The organism is Bradyrhizobium sp. 41S5 (assembly GCF_011516665.3).
Lineage (GTDB): Bacteria > Pseudomonadota > Alphaproteobacteria > Rhizobiales > Xanthobacteraceae > Bradyrhizobium > Bradyrhizobium quebecense.
The window spans coordinates 3,169,781-3,187,073 of the sequence record NZ_CP083721.1 but is presented as its reverse complement, the minus strand read 5'-3'; the positions used below and the strand labels follow the sequence as shown (position 1 = coordinate 3,187,073).

16 protein-coding genes are annotated in these 17,293 nt (G+C 61.5%); 8 read left to right on the top strand and 8 right to left on the bottom strand.

The window, feature by feature from the left end:
* Nucleotides 1-78 precede the first annotated feature (78 nt).
* Nucleotides 79-1,575 (bottom strand): NAD(P)/FAD-dependent oxidoreductase, encoded by a 1,497-nt coding sequence (locus HAP47_RS14910; protein WP_173637583.1) that lies wholly within the window; start codon nt 1,573-1,575, stop codon nt 79-81.
* Between the two features lie 95 nt (nt 1,576-1,670).
* On the opposite strand from HAP47_RS14910, the gene HAP47_RS14905 reads away from it, so the two are divergent.
* The 5 genes from HAP47_RS14905 (at nt 1,671) to HAP47_RS14885 (ending at nt 7,099) form a co-directional block, all read left to right on the top strand.
* Entirely contained in the window at nt 1,671-2,213 is a 543-nt protein-coding gene (locus HAP47_RS14905) for a SixA phosphatase family protein (RefSeq protein ID WP_173637584.1), read from the top strand.
* A 158-nt stretch (nt 2,214-2,371) separates the two neighbouring features.
* A complete protein-coding gene (locus HAP47_RS14900) occupies nt 2,372-2,797 on the top strand; it encodes a universal stress protein (protein WP_021077991.1) in 426 nt (141 codons plus the stop codon).
* Between the two features lie 490 nt (nt 2,798-3,287).
* Nucleotides 3,288-3,875: an HdeD family acid-resistance protein gene (locus HAP47_RS14895; RefSeq protein ID WP_173637585.1), complete on the top strand. Its 588-nt coding sequence runs from the start codon at nt 3,288-3,290 to the stop codon at nt 3,873-3,875.
* 126 nt (nt 3,876-4,001) lie between these two features.
* Nucleotides 4,002-4,457 (top strand): ion channel, encoded by a 456-nt coding sequence (locus tag HAP47_RS14890; RefSeq protein WP_173637586.1) that lies wholly within the window; start codon nt 4,002-4,004, stop codon nt 4,455-4,457.
* Between the two features lie 146 nt (nt 4,458-4,603).
* A complete protein-coding gene (locus HAP47_RS14885; protein WP_210285215.1) occupies nt 4,604-7,099 on the top strand; it encodes an arylsulfatase in 2,496 nt (831 codons plus the stop codon).
* 939 nt (nt 7,100-8,038) lie between these two features.
* Here HAP47_RS14885 and HAP47_RS14880 read toward each other — a convergent pair.
* A complete protein-coding gene (locus HAP47_RS14880; protein ID WP_173637587.1) occupies nt 8,039-8,200 on the bottom strand; it encodes a hypothetical protein in 162 nt (53 codons plus the stop codon).
* 1,825 nt (nt 8,201-10,025) lie between these two features.
* Between HAP47_RS14880 and HAP47_RS14875 the strand changes: the two genes are divergently transcribed.
* Complete coding sequence (locus HAP47_RS14875; RefSeq protein WP_173637588.1) at nt 10,026-10,259, top strand: DUF7336 domain-containing protein; 234 nt, start codon at nt 10,026-10,028, stop codon at nt 10,257-10,259.
* Nucleotides 10,260-10,555: 296 nt separating this feature from the next.
* Here the strand turns inward: HAP47_RS14875 and HAP47_RS14870 are convergent, their stop codons facing one another.
* The 4 genes from HAP47_RS14870 to HAP47_RS14855 all read right to left on the bottom strand — a co-directional run bounded on the left by HAP47_RS14870 (nt 10,556) and on the right by HAP47_RS14855 (nt 13,851).
* A complete protein-coding gene (locus HAP47_RS14870; protein WP_173637589.1) occupies nt 10,556-11,599 on the bottom strand; it encodes an HAD family hydrolase in 1,044 nt (347 codons plus the stop codon).
* A 90-nt stretch (nt 11,600-11,689) separates the two neighbouring features.
* Complete coding sequence (locus tag HAP47_RS14865; RefSeq protein WP_173637590.1) at nt 11,690-12,412, bottom strand: 2'-5' RNA ligase family protein; 723 nt, start codon at nt 12,410-12,412, stop codon at nt 11,690-11,692.
* A gap of 285 nt (nt 12,413-12,697) precedes the next feature.
* Nucleotides 12,698-13,339, bottom strand: a complete 642-nt coding sequence (locus tag HAP47_RS14860) for a hypothetical protein (RefSeq protein WP_231168885.1) — start codon at nt 13,337-13,339, stop codon at nt 12,698-12,700.
* A 275-nt stretch (nt 13,340-13,614) separates the two neighbouring features.
* The gene (locus HAP47_RS14855; protein WP_173637591.1) at nt 13,615-13,851 is read right to left on the bottom strand and encodes a DUF1127 domain-containing protein; all 237 of its coding nucleotides are present in this window, start codon (nt 13,849-13,851) and stop codon (nt 13,615-13,617) included.
* Between the two features lie 181 nt (nt 13,852-14,032).
* Here HAP47_RS14855 and HAP47_RS14850 point away from each other — a divergent pair, with 181 nt between their 5' ends.
* Nucleotides 14,033-15,376 carry an aminotransferase-like domain-containing protein gene (locus tag HAP47_RS14850; RefSeq protein ID WP_173637592.1) on the top strand — a complete coding sequence of 448 codons (1,344 nt, stop codon included), beginning with the start codon at nt 14,033-14,035 and terminating at the stop codon, nt 15,374-15,376.
* Between the two features lie 152 nt (nt 15,377-15,528).
* On the top strand, nt 15,529-15,816 hold the full coding sequence (locus HAP47_RS14845; protein ID WP_173637593.1) for a hypothetical protein: 288 nt from the start codon (nt 15,529-15,531) through the stop codon (nt 15,814-15,816).
* A gap of 114 nt (nt 15,817-15,930) precedes the next feature.
* Here the strand turns inward: HAP47_RS14845 and HAP47_RS14840 are convergent, their stop codons facing one another.
* Together HAP47_RS14840 and HAP47_RS14835 are read right to left on the bottom strand one after the other, a co-directional pair.
* Complete coding sequence (locus tag HAP47_RS14840; protein WP_173637594.1) at nt 15,931-16,524, bottom strand: YdcF family protein; 594 nt, start codon at nt 16,522-16,524, stop codon at nt 15,931-15,933.
* A 71-nt stretch (nt 16,525-16,595) separates the two neighbouring features.
* Entirely contained in the window at nt 16,596-17,210 is a 615-nt protein-coding gene (locus HAP47_RS14835; RefSeq protein ID WP_173640494.1) for a hypothetical protein, read from the bottom strand.
* Nucleotides 17,211-17,293 lie beyond the last annotated feature (83 nt).

Sequence of the window (17,293 nt, the reverse complement as noted above, 5' to 3'; positions counted from 1 at the left end):
CCGATGCGGGCGGCCAAAGCTGGCGAAACAAGACTGGCAAACTGGCTCGTCACCAAATACGAACCCCGCCGCCAGACGTTACATCCGCCCGTCCGAGATCCGCTCACTTTCTTGCGAGGGATGGGCAGACGGCGGCTCACCGCCCTCAACCTGCCGGGGCGCGGGCGGCGGCACCGGCCGCACGGACGACGGCGGCGGGCGGCGGGGCGGCGGTCCCCGGGTTCCCGCCTTGAGATTGGCCTCGGCCAGCCGCGCCTCGCGGCGGCGCTCCTTCGCACGTGCACCCTCGCGGTAGCGCGCCAGCACGCCCGCCGCGGACGCGGCGCCCCTCGCCCACAGGCTGATAAAATGACCGGCGATGCGGCCGGTGGTGCCGCCGGCCCAGACCAGCTCGAACGGCGAAAACAGCCGCCAGCGGTCGTCGCCCCACAGGATGCTGCGCGCGATCAACTGTCCCGCGAGTGCCGAGGTGTTGAGCCCCTGCCGGCCGAAGCCGCTCGCCACCCACAGGCCCCTGCGCAACTGCCCGATCTGCGGCATGCCATGCACGGTGACGCCGACTGCGCCACCGAACGTGTCGGCGATCGGGACCTTGCCGAGCTGAGGAAACACCGTGGCGATGCGACGCTGCACCGCCGCACCGAGCCGCTTCGGCCGCGCGTCCCAGGTGGTTTCGGGACTGGCCCACAACAGGCGATCGCCATCGACGACACGGAAATGGTCGATGCCGTCGCTGTCGACGACCGAGCCGGAAAAGACGATCGCCTCCGCCAGCCGTTCCCCGAGCGGTTCGGTCAACGCCGCGTAGCGCCACACCGGCAGCAGCGTATCCGACAAGCGCTTCAGCGGTGCGCCGAGATGGACGTTGCCGGCGAGGACAATATGGTTGGCGCGCAACCGCGCCGTGGGCGTCACGATGCGTTTGCGGATGCCGGAAAAATCGATGCTCACGACCGGCGTCTCCTCGAAGATCCGCACGCCCGCCCGCATCGCCAGCGCGGCGAGACCGTGCACATATTTGCGGCCGTCGATCTGGAACGCCTTCGGATAATAGATGCCGTGGAAATAGCGGCCGGTCCGCAGCACGCTGCGCACGCGATCGACCTGCCAGCCTTCGACTTCGGTGGCAAATTCCTCGCCCAACGTCTGCAGGCGGCTGATCAGCGCTTCGCCGGCATCCACATTGGAGACTTCCAGCGCGCCGTCGCTCGCCCTGATGCCCGGGATCAGCTCCTCGGTGGCAGTGGCGCGAACATAATCGGCGCCTTCTTTCGAGAGCGCCCACAATTCGCGGGCATCATCGAGGCCGACGCGCTCGATCAGATCCGCTATCGGCAGGCCGAAACCCGGCATCACGGTGCCGAGATTGTGGCCGGAGGCATTCCAGCCGACCTGGCGGCCCTCGAGCACGGCGACGCTGGCACCAAGCCGCGCCGCCTCGCATGCCACGGTCAGGCCGGCCAGCCCCGCCCCGACCACGCAAATGTCGACGTCGAGGTCGAACGCCAGACGGTCGCGGAACGGCGAAGCCGCCTCGTCGGGGCCGTCTGCCGCACTTGTGGAAGTCTCGCTCATGTCGTTTCTTACGAACCGCTGCGGCGCTTGTCACCTTGTCCAGGGCATGCGCCTGTAGAATTTAATTCGACCAGACCGAATCGAGATGGAAGTCCATGCGCCGTTTACTGCTGCTGCGTCACGCCAAGACCGAAACCGACGCGCCTTCGGGGCAGGACCAGGACCGTCGTCTCGACGAGCGCGGCCACCGCGATGCGGCGGAGATCGGCGGCTGGATCGCCCGCCATCCGCCCCTGCCCAATCTGGCGCTGGTGTCGCCGGCGGTCCGCACCACGCAGACCTGGGAGATCGTGCGCGAGGCGCTGAAGGGCGCCGGACCTGCGCCGAAAGTCGAATTCGTGCCGGAACTCTACGGCGCCGATCCGGCGCAATTGCTGACCGCGATCCGGATGGCTTCCGTCACCGACCCGAAGCGGCTGATGCTGATCGGCCATAATCCCGGCATGCACGAGCTCGCGCTGACGCTGACCGGCAGCGGCGACGAGGCGGCCAAGCGCGCGCTCGGCGACAATCTGCCGACCTCGGGGCTCGCCGTGTTCGACTTCGCGACCGACGACTGGAACGACGTCTCCTTCCGGCGCGGCAAGCTCATCCTGTTCGTCAGCCCTAAACTGTTGAAGCAGGCCTCGCGCGGCTGACCGCAAGCGGACAGCGCCGCCCTGCCATGCTATATTGATCTCGGCGCGACACGGGGACCGGTTCGCGGCGACACGACAAGCTACTCCAAGAAAAAGAAGGCGCGCGTCCCGGCACAGGGACCAAACGGCTCCAGACCAATCGCGGACAGGAGGCGCAGATGTACAAGTCCATTCTCGTGCCGATCGACCTCGCCGATACCGATCTGGCGAAGCCTGCGATCGCAACCGCTGCGACGCTGTCGCAAACCTGGAACGGGGCGGTGCGTCTGCTCAACGTATTGCCGATGACGCCGGTGATGCTCGCCGAATATGTTCCGGCGGATTTCGACAGCCAGCAGCGTGAAACGTCGGAAGAAGCGCTCGCCATCGTCGCGCGCGAGTCCGGCATCGCGCCGGGGCGCATCTCGGGCGTGGTCCGCCAGGGCGGCATCTATCACGAGATCCTCGAAGAGGCCGCGACCATGAAGGCCGACCTGATCGTGATGACCTCGCACCGCCCGGCGATGCGCACCTATTTCCTCGGCTCGAATGCCGGCCACGTCGTGCGCTACGCCAAATGCTCGGTGCTCGTGGTGCGGCACTAAAGCGGGACGAGTTATGGGGCCGTCACAGCGGCGCTGCCAAAATATCGAAAACAACCCCATGCAAAGCAGCCGGCTGCGGCCGGGGGTTGGCCAGGCGACTTGACACGTCGGGCAACTCAGGGATATTCTTCTAATATTCCGAAATTGCGCCCGCGTCCCCTCGCCCCACGCGTCGCAGGCGGGAGAGAGAACGCGCCCTATTCGCGGCCGCAGCCTGATCTCATTCTGCTTTAATCCTACCAGGACGCGGACTCATTAACGCGCAGCCACAACCGGATTGACGCGAGTTGGACGAACGCGGGGCAATTGGCAGCGTTTGTCGCAGCGCGCTGCCACACGCCGGGAGTGCTTGCTCTTGTTGACGAACCGCTAGGACACATCCGGTTGATTTAGCTCAACACTGATTGCTTTCCGTCTGTCACAGATAGCCATTGCGCAGGATCAGGACCGCCTGGAGCGCTGCGGTCCAACCAATTTGAGCGAGATTGTCATGAGCACGATGCAAATCGGCCGGCCGCCAGGAATGGGCCTTGGGTCAGTCATGGTGCACGCATTGGCGAAGAACTGGTGGGTGCTTCTGTTACGCGGCATTGCCGCGATCATATTCGGTGTGCTCGCGTTCGCCTGGCCAGGTATGACCCTGCTGACGCTTATTATGTTCTACGGTGCATTTGCGATGATTGATGGAGCGCTCGCGATAATTGCCGCCATTACCGGTGGCGCGCCGGCACCACGCTGGTGGCTGGCCATTGTCGGCCTGCTTGGCATTGCAACGGGGCTCCTCGTGTTCATAATGCCGGGTCTTACAGCGCTTGTGCTGCTGTATTTCATCGGCGGCTGGGCGATCGCGACCGGTGTGTTTCAGGTTGTCGGCGCGATCAGGCTGCGCAAGGAGATCGACGACGAGTGGTACCTGATTTTGGGTGGCGTCGTTTCGGTACTGTTCGGTATCGGTGTCATGATGGCTCCGGGGGCCGGCGCGCTCGCATTGCTTTGGGTCATCGGCACTTACGCCGTGATTATGGGCGTGATTCTGGTTGCACTGGCGTTTCGGCTCAAGAGGTTTGCTCACTCCTGAGCGGTTGCCGCCAGCCTTCCCGAGTTTTCATCCGACCCGCTGACGCAATCGGAGCAAATAGTAAGGCCCGCCCTCCCCTTGGCCCTCACCCGACAGGTTTGATTTGTCGAAACAAGCCGACCGTCAATGTTCCTGACAGTTCTGTTCGCTGCTTGTCTGGTGGTGATCACCGTAGCCATTCACGCGGTCGGGCTAGACACGCTGCTCCGGTGCATCATGCGGTCGCACGCCTTGTCCGCGTCGGGCTTCCGGCGCGTCACGTTAGCTGTGATTGCGCTGGCTTGCTGGCTGATTCTGATCCACCTGGCTGAGATTTCGGTCTGGGGTTTGTTCTATTTCTGGCAAGGCTGCCTTCCCGATCTCGGGTCTGCGTTCTATTTTTCCGCAGGCGCCTACACGACCATTGGCAGCGGTCTCGCATTGCCCGCGCACTGGCGGATGTTCGCGCCGCTCGAGGCCTTGACGGCCGCTCTCATGTTTGGACTCTCGACCGGGCTATTTTTCGCGGTCGTCAGCCGCTGGATCCGCAACTGGACGGACTGGCAAAACGCGCTCACGTCTGACTTGCAGCAGAACAAATAGAACGACAGCTATCTGTACCACGGTTGCGTAACGTACCTGCGCGCTCCGGCTTCCGCTCCCATATCGGACCATCACCCTTGCTTGACGTAGATCAAGCCCAACCATCCCCATAAGCCTATCGTGAGAACTTCGCCTGTTCTCCCCGCGTGGGCGACGCCGATGGATGTCTCATGACAATGAAAGCCGCGTGCAGATGCTCGACCCAATGCGGGATCGGAAAAATCGCGAAGTCCATTTCTCGTCTGATGGTTGGCGCGCTAGGCACGCTATTCTCCCTGGGGGCATTGGCGCAGCAGCCACAGCCCGTGGGGCCGTACAAGGATTTCAACGGCACCATCAATCTCGATGTTCGGGATTCGAAGGCCGACTGGGGGCCATTCACGCCGAAGAAGGCACCAGCGGGCGCACCGAACATCTTGTTCGTCCTCTACGACGACACCGGGCTTGCCGCCTGGTCGCCCTACGGCGGCCGGATCAACATGCCCACGCTCGACAAGCTTGCACAAAACGGAATCACCTATACGCAGTGGCATACGGTAGCGCTCTGTTCGCCGACCCGGTCCACGCTGTTGACGGGCCGCAATCACACCTTGAACGGCATGGCCGCCATTACGGAAGCCTCCAATGGCTTTCCGGGTTGGGCCGGTCGTATCCCGCCGCAAGCCGCGACCATCGCACAGGTCCTTCAGGACAACGGCTACAGCACTTTCTGGCTAGGCAAGAATCATAACGTTCCGGAGCAGGATGTTGCCGAGGGCGGCGACCGCAAGACTTGGCCTCTCGGTCAGGGATTTGAGCGCTTCTACGGCTTCATCGGTGGGGAGACTAACCAGTGGTACCCGGACCTCGTTGAGGACAATCACTTCATCGAGCCGCCGGCCTCGCCGGAGCACGGCTACCATCTTTCCAAGGATCTCGCCGATCAGGCCATCAAGATGATCCGCAATCAGCAGGCGGCGACTCCCTCGAAGCCGTGGTTCATGTTCTACAATCCAGGCGCCAATCATGCGCCGCACCAGGCCCCGAAGGAGTACATCGCCAAGTACAAGGGCAAGTTCGACGATGGCTACGAGGCGTATCGCACCTGGGTGCTGGCGCGCATGATCGAGAAGGGCGTGGTGCCGAAGGACACCAAGCTGACGCCGATCAACCCGATGCCTGAGTCCCAGGCGAACCCGGCAGATGCCGTTCGCCCGTGGAACACGCTCAACGCGGACGAGAAGAAACTGTTCTCGCACATGGCCGAAGTCTGGGCCGGATTGTCGGAATACACCGATGTGCAGATCGGCCGCGTCGTCGACTACCTGGCGAAGACCGGGCAGCTCGAGAACACGATGGTTCTCTACGCCGCCGACAACGGAACCTCGGGCGAGGGTACGCCGAACGGGTCCGTCAACGAGAACAAGTTCTTCAACGGCTATCCCGATGACCTGGCCGAGAACATGAAACTGTTCGACAAGCTGGGGGGACCAGACACCTATGGCCATTTCCCCACCGGATGGGCAGTGGCATTCTCAACGCCATTCCAGATGTTCAAGCGCTACGCGCAGTATTCCGGCGGCACGGCCGATCCGCTCGTCATTTCCTGGCCCAAAGGCATCAAGGCCCGTGGCGAAATTCGGGACCAGTACCACCACTCGGTCGACATCGTGCCGACGATCCTCGACGTTGTCGGCATCGAGATGCCCAAGGTCTATCGCGGTGTGGAGCAGTTCCCGCTCTCCGGCGTCTCGATGCGCTACACTTTCGACGCGGCGCCGCATGCGCCGACCCAGAAGAAGCGGCAGTTCTACTCCATGCTCGGCACTCGCGGGATGTGGGAGGACGGCTGGCTCGCTGCTGCGGTCCACGCCCCGTTCACCGGCAAGGGACACTTCGATCAAGACCAATGGCAGCTTTATCACGTCGACGAGGACCGCTCGGAGTCGACCGACCTGGCGAAGCAGTATCCCGAGAAGCTAGAGGCGCTCAAGAAGGCATGGGACGAGGAAGCCCGAGCCAATCTGGCTCTGCCGATTGATGACCGAACCGCGTCCGAAATCCTGCTGATCGAGCGCCCCTCGTCCGAAGCAATCCGTGACCGTTACGTCTATTACCCCGATACGGCGCCGGTGCCGGAAGGCGTCGCCGTCAACGTGCGCAATCGCTCGTACAAGATCCTCGCCAATGTCGAGATATCGGACGCGGATGCCGGTGGCGTGATCTTCGCCCACGGCTCTCGCTTCGGCGGGCACGCACTGTTCATCAAGGATCACAAGCTCTACTACGTGTACAACTTCCTCGGCATCAAGCCCGAGCAGAAGTTCGTCTCCAAAGAGACACTGAAGCCCGGCAAGTACACGCTCGGAATGGAGTTCACACGCACGGGTGCTGGCCCTCACAAGGAGTCGGTCGGTACAATGAAGCTGTACATCAACGACAAGGTTGTTGCCGAAAGTTCAATGAAGACGCAGGCGGCCAAGTTCACCTTGTCGGGCGACGGCCTCTGCGTCGGCTACGACAGCGGCGACGCCGTCAGCGCGGAATACAAGACGCCCGGGACATTCCATGGCGGAACCATTCAGGCGGTCGGCATCACGGTCGAAAAGGCTTCGTACGAGGCCCTCGAAATGGAGGCGCAGAGAGCGCTGGCTCGCGACTAACCGTAAGATAGCAGCTGACGCGGGCCGCTTGTAGGAGCGGCCCGCGAGATGGCTCTTTCTGGCCCTCTTGAGACAAGCCGGACGGCCGTGACAAAGTCCGCTTCCGAATGAAGACCGGAAGTGCCGGCCCGCCAGGTGTCGAGGGTGAAGGGACGTCCCGATTCTGTCCACGCCCTAGGAACAAGTGTTCACTTTGTAACTTGAAGAGTCGCCCTCGCTGGAGGAGGCAGGTCCATGGGCGCAATCGGGCAGAAAATCCAAGAGATCGAAAACCAGCCGGTCAAACCATGCCGCTGCGGCAAGCCGCAGGATTTGGTCCGGAGCATGCTGAATATCCGCACTGGCAGGCACGTCCGCATGTTCGAGTGCAGCACATGCGGCGAGCGAACTTGGAGCGAACGCGCGTTCTAGTCTGCGGACTTGCCCCTAAGTAACAAACCGGAATTGCTTCCGGCTGAACTCGGAGATAAGCGGCAGGCATGGCAAGGCACATTATCTTCAAATGCGAGCAAACCGGCTTGAACGTTCAGCATAGACTGGAACGCGAGAACGCGCCTGCCGACGAATACGACGTTGTGCAGTGCCCGGCCTGTTCCGGCTCCCATCTCATCAATGTGAGAACGGGGAAATTGGCCGGTAAGCGGCAATAGCTGAGCAAACTCCAGATCGAAGCGAGCCCGGCAAGCTGAGCCGCAGCTGACGCGTGAGATTTGATGAGTATCAATGCGCTGGCGGCAAAGCCGTCCGAACATTTTCGAATGAAATGGCAGACCATATCGACTGCACCGTTTGATCGGGAGCTTGAGGTTGCCGTCCTCGACCCTGCCGGCACGCATGCACTCGTCTTTCCCTGCCGTCGTGTCCTGCGGGGTTGGGTCAACTCGACCACGAACGACCCCGTAGAAGTGTATCCTACGCACTGGCGGGAATGGACGGAAGCTAGCCCTTCTTTCTCTCATTCTGCGACTTAAGGATGGCAGCTAACTTCTGTTCTTCTTCGGCCAGTTCACGCTCAATAACACTGCGCTTTACTGGGTCTTTCTCCGTCTGAAGAAGCTTCTTGAAATGCTCGATATTCGCTCTTGCGATCCAGTCGGCCATTTCTAATCCTGCCTCATACCCCGACCACTATTTACTCCCGACCACGCCGAGCGCCAAGCCGCTTTTGGATTTCAACGCCTCCTTGGGCAGGTTTCGGCCGAAATCGACGAACAAAGAGGTCCGCCCAATGCGGGAGGCCTCGCGACAAAGCGGGACGTCGGTTGTTGGCCCTCTCGAGACATGCCGGACGGCCGTGACGATTTCCGCTTCCCAATGGAGACCGGAAGTGCCGACCCGCCGGTGCGAGGTTTCAGTTTGACCCAATGTGGTCCTCAACGCTCCCGTGCTAAGGTCGCCTCACAGACCTTCGATCCCTCTTGGACTTCGTTGCTTTTGGACCCTGCGGCTACGACAGACGATAAATCCCAAAGGGGAGTTCTCAAGGGCATTTCACTTGGTAACCCGAAAGCGGCGCGTGAGCGTCTGCCGATTACACAAGCACCGATGCGTTCGCGGGAGGAACTTGATCCCGTGGTTCGTCAAATGTCATTGGATCGCCACCTCATGCAGAGATTTCGGGAAGTTATGGGGTGCGGGGACGAGGAGCGCGGGCGCGCGATGGTCGATGAAGTTCGGCTTATCGCTCAAACAATCGACCCGAGCATCAGCTACGCCGAAGGTGTCCGTGTAACTCTCTGCTTGATGCGGATGGTTCGCGATCAAGGTAAGGATGGATAGGGCACTTGCTGTCCGGTTATGGCCCTTCTGAGACATGCTGAACGACCGTGACGATGTCCGGATCGGAGCCAAGACCGGAAGTGCCGCCCCACCGGTTCGAGGTCTCAGTTTGACCCATAGCGGATATCCCGAGAACCGGAATACAATGAAGCATTACAAGCTCGCAGCCGCTAAGCATCGTAATTCGGATACCTGACGTGTCCCTCTCGCGTTCCGATCTGACCGCCGCGTTGGGACTACAAGTCGACCGGTATGAAGAGTCGTCAGGGCTGGCATATGCTCAGATCGACGTCGTAGATGGTGGAGATCAATGGGCCGCCGCTCTCGACTGTGTTAGATCAATCGGCGCCATCATCCCGCGGCTGGTTTCCGAAGGGTCGATTGGAACGCCGAGCTTGGACGTAGCTACCGCCTTCCCTAATTCGTCTCTGTCCAAGTCTCTGATCGTCCCAGCCGGTCTGGCCGCGGCGACTGGTGAGGCAGGGATCGATGTTGAACTGTCCATGTATAAGACCGAATGACGAGGTCGCCTGTTGGCCCTCTTGAGACATGCCGGACGGCCGTGACGATGTCCGCTTCCGAATGAAGACCGGAAGTGCCGACCCGCCGGTGCGAGGTCTCAGTTTGACCGACAACGGACCTCGGGCCACTTGCCATACGGTCATCCTTTGGGGTACTTCCCCCGGCAGTCACCGGCTTGGCAATTGTGCTGCCTCAGTGGCGCTCTGAATGAATGCCGAGATCAGCTTCGATTGTTACTACCCGGAAGATTGCGACCATATTGAGGGCTGCTATCGTCTCCCCGCCGAGGAGTGGCGAGTTTTCTATTTCACCCGCTGGTGGCAGGGAAAGCCGGAAGTTAGACCAGACGCGGTCTGGAGGAGCGGGATCAGGGGAGTCCAGGTGAACCACCCCAAAGATGCTGTCCTCAACAACTCCGTCGTAATACAAGTGCTATCGAGTGCACTCGGCGTCACCCACTGGACTGAGGTTCGCGGTCCCGACTCTCTCCAGCTCAAATAGCTTGGCGTTAGCCAACCTCTAGGGATGTACACAGAAGAAGCGCGCTGCAAGGCACGCCACAGCCATGCGCGAACATGAGACCCTAAGCTGACTTCGTCGGCCTCTATAAGACGAGCACACCAAAATGCGTACGGTTTTTCTGCTTTGGCACAGCTATCCGCGCGAAGACGGTCTAGATGAGAACGATACCGAAGATAAACTCGTCGGGGTCTACAGCAGCTCTGCCGAGGCGGAAGCAGCAAAAATGCGCAAGCTTCAATTTGAGGGCTTTCGCGACTACCCAGACTGTTTCCAAGTTAGCGAGATGGAAGTCGACAAGGATGCGTGGAGCGAAGGGTTCGTCACCGTGAAGACGTGAAGTGAACATGCGCCGATGTCTCCTAGTGGCACTTTTCGGAAGTGCTCTGCTGACTATCCAGGGTCAGGTGTCGGGGGTAAAGCGCACGTTACGGTTGCGCGTTCGGACTTCCGAGTTTTGACCCAACGCGGACATCGGTGTCAGTGATGCTGTCGTATATTCCTATGGTTGTAGCTTGCGCTAGATCAATTCGAGCACCTAGCCCCATGATCAGCGGATGTCTGCTCGCTGGGGCCGAGCGGACGTCGGCGAAAAGCCGCGCGACTTCCGAGTGTGACCCGGAACGGTCATCACCGCTACTCAAAAGCAAAGACGCGCTTCCAGTCGTTCTTCATATCTACCACTGTCCACTTATTCACAACTGCGGCGTCCAAAGCTTGGTCAAGGCGGCCGAAGGGTGACTTCCTGTCGTAAGCGTATTCGCGCTCCGCGTCGGTGTGATGGACGATCAGGCCGAAGCGTCTGCCAGCGGCCATTGTCGTCCATTGCAGCATTTCCAGATCGCCATCGGAATTGCCGAAAGCCGCAATCGGACGGCGACCGATATGTTCATTGATGCCGACCGGCTTGCCGACATTGTCGTCGATGAAATTCATCTCCGCCAACCGGAAAAGTTCCGGTCTGCCATCGCGCATCTGAAACTTGGTCTTGATGGAGGAGCCAACGATTTGTTCCGGCGGAATACCGTAGACCCGCTCGGTCCACGGGCGCATGAACTCGATGCCGCCACCTGAAATGATGAACGTCTTGAACCCATTGGAGCGCAGGTAGGCGAGCAATTCCACCATCGGCAGATAAGCAAGCTCGGTGTATGGTCGCTTGAAGCGCGGATGGCGGGCTGTAGCGAGCCAGTCAACAACGATCTTCTCAAATTCTTCCGTCGTCATTCCGGCGTGGCTCGCCAAGACCAACTCCGCCAACCCATGCTCGCCAGTCTTGGCGAGCGTCGCCATATCGTTCTCGAGAACGGCCTTGAACGGCTGCTTGTCTTTCCATTCTGGATGCATGGGTGCCAAAGCCTTCACACGGTCGAGTGCGAAGGTTAGTTGTGTAGAGCCGGGCAGCTCCACCCAGAGGGTGCCGTCGTTGTCGAACGTGGCGATGCGTTGGGCGGGAGGCACGAAATCCGGCGACCCCTCTCGCGTTACGGCGGCTACGAAATCCAGCATCGCTTGCTTTGTCGCGCCTTCATTCCATGAAGGAAGCGGGCTGCCTGTGGATGCTGCTGTCTGCGCTGATGCGGAGATGGGAAGGATCGCTCCGGAAAATGCCGGAAGCATCGCCAAAGCCGAGAACAGCGAGCGGCGGCTGAGCCCGGAGAAAAAGGCATTCGGGGGCATGGTTGGTTCCCTTTCGAGGTGGACGTTCGCCATGACAAGTCAGCAATCGGACCCGGGCGCCTGCAAGCTGCGCGTCTTCTCCGAAGACGATTACGGCTTCAGAGCCAGAGCCTTCAGCTCCTTACGAGCGGTACCAAAGCTGCCAAGCTGATAAACCGACGCGCCCGCTGGCGAGAATGTGAAAGCCTCGTACGGTTGGGCGAGCATCTCATTCAAATAGGCTTCGGTGCCAACACCAATTGTGACGTGGGGATTGAATTTCTTACCGGTCCCGATCTCCACAAAATTCGCCACGTAGCCAATCAAGAACTCTTGGATATCGCGGCCATCCTCGGTGCTCATGAAAGCTGACGAGGTCCCAGTCTTTTCGGTGAAAGGAGTGACTGCGTCGATTATTTTCTGCTGCAGTCTAAGCAAATCTTCAGTCGGTTCGACAACGATACCCGCAAGACCGATTGGCGGCGCCGGGATGTAATAGTATTTGTATGCCTTCAGTTTCCAGCCAAGAGGCTTCTCGCTGGCAAATACCTTGCTGACTGCGTCGTAAACCTGCTCAAGGTCCGCGGTGCAGACAAACTGCTGCAGCAAGGTCACGTGCGGATTGTGGGTCGCATCCAGCGCGAAGCCCTTCGGGAAATTGTTCAGCAAGCGGGCATTATCCGCCTGCGCATGCTTGATCATCGTCGCGTCCGGCTCCAGCGCAATGTCGATGGCTGTAACCGAATTTTGCTGCGCATGTGATGGCGCTGCAAATACAGGCGATACGGCTAGGCTAAAGCAGAGGGCCACAGGCCATTGAGCGTACTTCACCATAGCAAGAAGCCTTTCGTCTCGACAAACAGGCATCGTTCCATAGGTGAACACGCATATTGAGCCAAATCAACTGTTTGAATCAGGTCAGGCCATGTCGCTTATTGGCCCCTCTCTGAAGTGCCGCGCTGACATTGAAGGTCCGGTGCCGGGAGTGAAGCGGACGTCCCGATCGCGCGTTCCGACTTCCGAGTTTGACTCAAAGCGGAAACCTAACGCGCCAAATTTCGAAGTTTATCGCTCTGCGTTAAGAGTTGCTTCGGTTGCTTCATGCAACCTAAAGACGGTCTAGCGAGTTCCGTCGATGAGCCCACGAACCAAGCTCGCTCTTACTATCTTGCTGACGGTCGTCGCCTTGTTAGTGTTGGGCTGGCAGATGAAGACCGGCTTCTTCGTCCACGGCAGCAGCCGGTGGGCAGCGTCGCTCTCCCAGCACCAGTCCGAGGCGGTAGAGACAAAATCGGCCAGCCGTTGCTCGCTCTCCGTCAGGCGCCGCAGCGCGGAGGTCTCCTCCGTGACGTCGCGGACAATGCCGGACACGCGCCGGACCTGACCGCGCGCGTCGAATTCCGACTCGCCATGCACCACGCAGTCGAGCAGGCTGCCATCGGGACTGCGGAGCCTCGTCCGCACCGCATAGGGCTGCCCCTCCGCCCAGCAGGCCGCGTAATGCGCCTCCAGAACCTTCCGGCTCTCGGGCAGATAGCGCTCGCGCACCGTGGCGACGGGGATGAAGCCGTCGACCGTTTCGAATTCGTAGAAGTCGGCGAGCTCGGGCGATATCCAGAAATCGGTCGCCGCGGCACTCTGCGACTCCCAATAACCCATGCGGGCCAATCTGATGGCGCACCGCAGCGACCGCTCCTCATGCCAGCGGCGGCGCGCTTCCCGGGTCTGGGCCTGCCCTTGCGACAATTTGCGAGCGGCCATCGGTCCCCAACTACAACGCTAGCGTACGCAACCAATACGCTAGCATAGAGCGTCACAACCTTGGAGCGACGGCGGTGACAAAGCGGGGTTCTTCCGCTTCTTTGGTGTAGTTTCGGTGAATGCTGCAACCAGCACCGAGTGTCCGTAAGCGCCCCAATCCGAACAGTTCTTCGCCACGCTCAAACACTGGTTGGTTAAAGCCGCGCAGCGAACCATCACAGCCGTCTGCGATGCGACTGCTCCGATCACGCGAAGCCGTCGCATCACGCTTCTGTTCAGCGGATCCGCACCAGCTCCATATCGAGATCGCCGGCGACGGCGGGCTCGATCTGGCAGCGCGAGATTCCGATATCGCGCAGCGTCCGGTCATCGAGCTGGCGCAGCGTCTTGATCGCCTCCCGGCGCACCCAATAGGTCGCGAGCGCATCGCCCCACGCTCGGAGCAATCGGAGCAATCCGCCCATCATGCTGGACCGCGCGGGCGATGCCGCAGCTGAGTCTATCGTCGTCATTGTCATCTCCTTCGATGCCCAAACGACAAAGCTATGCCGTTGACGCAAATGTCGTTTCGACACCTGCGCCGTCGTAACCTCGGATCGCTTGCGCGCTCCTCGGTGCAATCATGGGCTTGTTGCCTCTTAAATGATCCGGTACATTGCTCGGAGCAAGTAAAACATTGCTCTCGGTGCAATAATGTCGAGGTTCGAATATCTGAAGCTGGCGGATGCGGTGGCCGCCGAGATCGCCAGTGGAGCGCTGAAGGCGGGCGACCGCCTGCCGCCGCAGCGCCATTTCGCCTATGACCGCAACATCGCGGTCTCGACTGCGAGCCGGGTCTACACCGAGCTGTTGCGGCGCGGGCTGGTGGTCGGTGAAGTCGGCCGCGGCACCTTCGTATCCGGCGAGGCGCGACGCGGCATTGCCGCTCCGACCGAGCCGCGCGGCGCCCGCATCGATCTCGAATTCAACTATCCGCTGCTGCCGCATCAGGCGACGATGATCGCCAAGAGCCTCGAAGGGCTGGAGCGGCCCGAGGTGCTCGAGGGCGCGCTGCGGCCGGCGACCAGTTTCGGCACGCGGGCGGCGCGCACGATCTCCGCGGAATTCCTCGCGCGCAAGAGCTGGGCGCCGAATCCCGACCAGATCGTGTTCACCGCCAATGGCCGGCAATGCATCGCCTCTGCGCTCGCCGCGGTCGTGCCGCCGGGCGGCCGCTGCGGCGTCGAGGCGCTGACCTATCCGTTCGTGAAGGGCATTGCCGCACGGCTCGGCATCGCGCTGGTGCCGCTTGCGATGGACGAGCACGGCGTGCGCCCTGACGCGGTGCAGAAGGCGCACCGCGAGGCGCATCTGTCCGCGCTCTACATCCAGCCCACGATCCAGAACCCGCTCAGCATCACGATGCCGGCCGGGCGCCGCGCCGAGCTGTTGCGCGTGGTGGAGAAGCTCGGCCTCGTCGTCATCGAGGATGGCGTCTACGGATTCCTCGACGATGAGGTGCCGCTGGCCGCGCTCGCGCCGGACAGCTGCATCGTGCTCGACAGTTTGTCGAAGAAGGTTGCGCCCGGCCTCGCGCTCGGCTTCATCGTCCCGCCGCCGCGGCTGCGCGAAAGCATCATGGCCGCGGTGCGCTCGGGCGGCTGGACGGCGTCGGGCTATGCCTTCGCCGCGGGGCAGCGGCTGATGGCCGACGGCACCGCCGCCGAGCTGTCACGGCTGAAGCGGATCGACGCCGGCCGCCGCCAACAGATCGCGGCCAAGCATCTGGCCGATTTCGAGATCCAGACCAACCCGAAATCCTATCATCTGTGGCTGACCTTGCCGCTGCACTGGCGCTCGCAGACCCTGGTGGCGGCCGCGGCACGACGCGACATCGCGCTGACGCCGTCGACCACCTTCGCCGCTACGCCGGGACACGCGCCCAATGCGGTGCGGCTCGCGCTCGCCGCGCCGCCGATGGAGCAACTCGACCTCGGCCTGCGGACGTTGGCGGGAATGCTGAGCGCGACCGAGGAGGATTTTGACTCGACGGAATGACGTCGCATCCGCACTTCGAAGCGGCGCAGCAGCCCAGAATTGGATACGATGGCACTCGCGATCGCAGCACTCGCGGCGGAGCTATTTCCAGCAATCCGAGCGCCAGAGCATCAAAAGCCACAGGCCGCATACGTCTTTCTCACGAGACGAAAATGCGCGCCCTCGGCTACAAAATCCACATCCAGGCATTGATTGCCTCTGCGATATTCCCCGATCACGCTGCACTGCAGATATTCGAGGTTGATCCGCCAGCGCTTTTCTCGCGGCGAGTAGGTCGCAAAGTCGTGCTGCGCGACAGGCGTTCCCTTGCAAATTCCAGCAACGTACTGCCGCACATCGAGGGGCAGGTTGTCGACGTGATTGTGGTCAAGCGGATCGTGTTTGTTGCCTACGCTGCCCTTGGAAAGAGCCGGGGCGATGCTCAGAAGCACGAGGCATAGAGCCAAGAATGGAGTCCGGATTGTCATTTGACACTCCAGCCAAAAGCAAATCAGGCGCCGAGTTTACAGCGCGTTGCTTACAGCCTGCTTACAGTCCGGTCGCGAGCGTTGCCTTCAGGCAACCGGCCATTCCGCGATGAACCCCCGCGCCTTGTACGGCTCGATCTTGTCCCATTCGCTGAGGACCCGGCGGCGAAACTCGGGAATGGTGTGCCAGTGCGTACGCTGCACCGCAAAATGATCCACCGTCACCAGCATCTTCTCGACCTCCGGCCAGTGCCGGTGCAGCGTCATCGGATAGCGCCGCGCGGTCCAGCTGTTGCCGAGGCAGATCACGCTCCTGATATTGGCGAGCCCCAGCGCCGCGTCGATCACCGGCAGCGAGAAGATCACGTTCTCGCCGGTGTTCTGCGCGCGATGCTCCTCGAGGATCCGCGCTGCAGGCACGCCGCCCGCCACCATCGCAGCCTTGATGATCTCGCATTCCGAGCGGTCGTCGCCCGGCGTCACGCCACCGCTCACGATCGACCAGCGCGCAAAGCCGTCGCGCCAGAGCCGGACCGCCGCGTCGACCCGCCCGGCAATATCGCCGCGCGTGCCGAACACGAACAGCAGATCGGCGGGCTTGAGCGGCGTCTCGATCAGGTGCCGGGCATTGATCGCGGCGATCTCCTCGCGTGACGGCATCCGCAAACTTCGATCGTCCATGCCCTGCTCGCTCCGCCTGCGACACCGCGCGCCGACGATGCCGCGCACGGACGCGCGCACGAAGTGACATTTCATTGCGCTCGATTGCGAACCGGCTTCGGTAAAAGCGTATCGGGCAATTGATCGAAGCTGTAGCGCCGCGGCCGGTTGCGGGTGACGAAGCCGCCGACCTGCCAGGTGAATAGCGCGGCAAAGCCGACCAGGAACAGCGCGCCCATCCAGTTCGCGGCCAGCAGCGCCATCACCAGCAATCCGGCCATTGCCACCGCAAGGCACGCCAGCAGCGCCAGCGCGGCGGTGTATGTCTTCGGCCCGAGGCCTCCGACCAGCCTGGCCGTGCTGCCCGCCGCCTGCATCCGGCGATGCAGCTCGACGACGAAGTCGCGGTAGAGATGTCCTTGCGGCGCGACCAGCGTCGCGGTCTGCCAGGTGGTCGACAGGATCGCGATCCGCCCACCCTTGGCATTGTCGATGTCGGCGCGAAACCGCTGCTGCTGCATCGAGACCGGACGGTAGGACAGTTTGACGGCAGAGATGTCGCTGTAATCCCATACGCCCGACCTGCCGGCGATCCGCCACGACAGCCCGTCATCGGTCAGCTCGAACTGGTGCGCCGAGCCGATCAATGAGGCCTTGTAGGCATAGCGCACGGGCGCGCCCTCGCCTGCCTCCGGCCGGTCCTGCAACGTTGTTGGCAATCCGCCGTTCCACCTGTTCCGACACATCCGCGCGCTTGCATGGGATGTCACGCCTATCCTACAAGCGAGCC

Excerpts from the sequence above, each read along its gene's own strand:
- HAP47_RS14910 (WP_173637583.1), bottom strand. The coding sequence starts at position 1,575 with ATGAGCGAGACTTCCACAAGTGCGGCAGACGGCCCCGACGAGGCGGCT.
- HAP47_RS14905 (WP_173637584.1), top strand. The coding sequence starts at position 1,671 with ATGCGCCGTTTACTGCTGCTGCGTCACGCCAAGACCGAAACCGACGCG.
- HAP47_RS14900 (WP_021077991.1), top strand. The coding sequence starts at position 2,372 with ATGTACAAGTCCATTCTCGTGCCGATCGACCTCGCCGATACCGATCTG.
- HAP47_RS14895 (WP_173637585.1), top strand. The coding sequence starts at position 3,288 with ATGAGCACGATGCAAATCGGCCGGCCGCCAGGAATGGGCCTTGGGTCA.
- HAP47_RS14890 (WP_173637586.1), top strand. The coding sequence starts at position 4,002 with ATGTTCCTGACAGTTCTGTTCGCTGCTTGTCTGGTGGTGATCACCGTA.
- HAP47_RS14880 (WP_173637587.1), bottom strand. The coding sequence starts at position 8,200 with ATGGCCGACTGGATCGCAAGAGCGAATATCGAGCATTTCAAGAAGCTT.
- HAP47_RS14875 (WP_173637588.1), top strand. The coding sequence starts at position 10,026 with ATGCGTACGGTTTTTCTGCTTTGGCACAGCTATCCGCGCGAAGACGGT.
- HAP47_RS14870 (WP_173637589.1), bottom strand. The coding sequence starts at position 11,599 with ATGCCCCCGAATGCCTTTTTCTCCGGGCTCAGCCGCCGCTCGCTGTTC.
- HAP47_RS14865 (WP_173637590.1), bottom strand. The coding sequence starts at position 12,412 with ATGGTGAAGTACGCTCAATGGCCTGTGGCCCTCTGCTTTAGCCTAGCC.
- HAP47_RS14860 (WP_231168885.1), bottom strand. The coding sequence starts at position 13,339 with ATGGCCGCTCGCAAATTGTCGCAAGGGCAGGCCCAGACCCGGGAAGCG.
- HAP47_RS14855 (WP_173637591.1), bottom strand. The coding sequence starts at position 13,851 with ATGACGACGATAGACTCAGCTGCGGCATCGCCCGCGCGGTCCAGCATG.
- HAP47_RS14850 (WP_173637592.1), top strand. The coding sequence starts at position 14,033 with ATGTCGAGGTTCGAATATCTGAAGCTGGCGGATGCGGTGGCCGCCGAG.
- HAP47_RS14845 (WP_173637593.1), top strand. The coding sequence starts at position 15,529 with ATGCGCGCCCTCGGCTACAAAATCCACATCCAGGCATTGATTGCCTCT.
- HAP47_RS14840 (WP_173637594.1), bottom strand. The coding sequence starts at position 16,524 with ATGGACGATCGAAGTTTGCGGATGCCGTCACGCGAGGAGATCGCCGCG.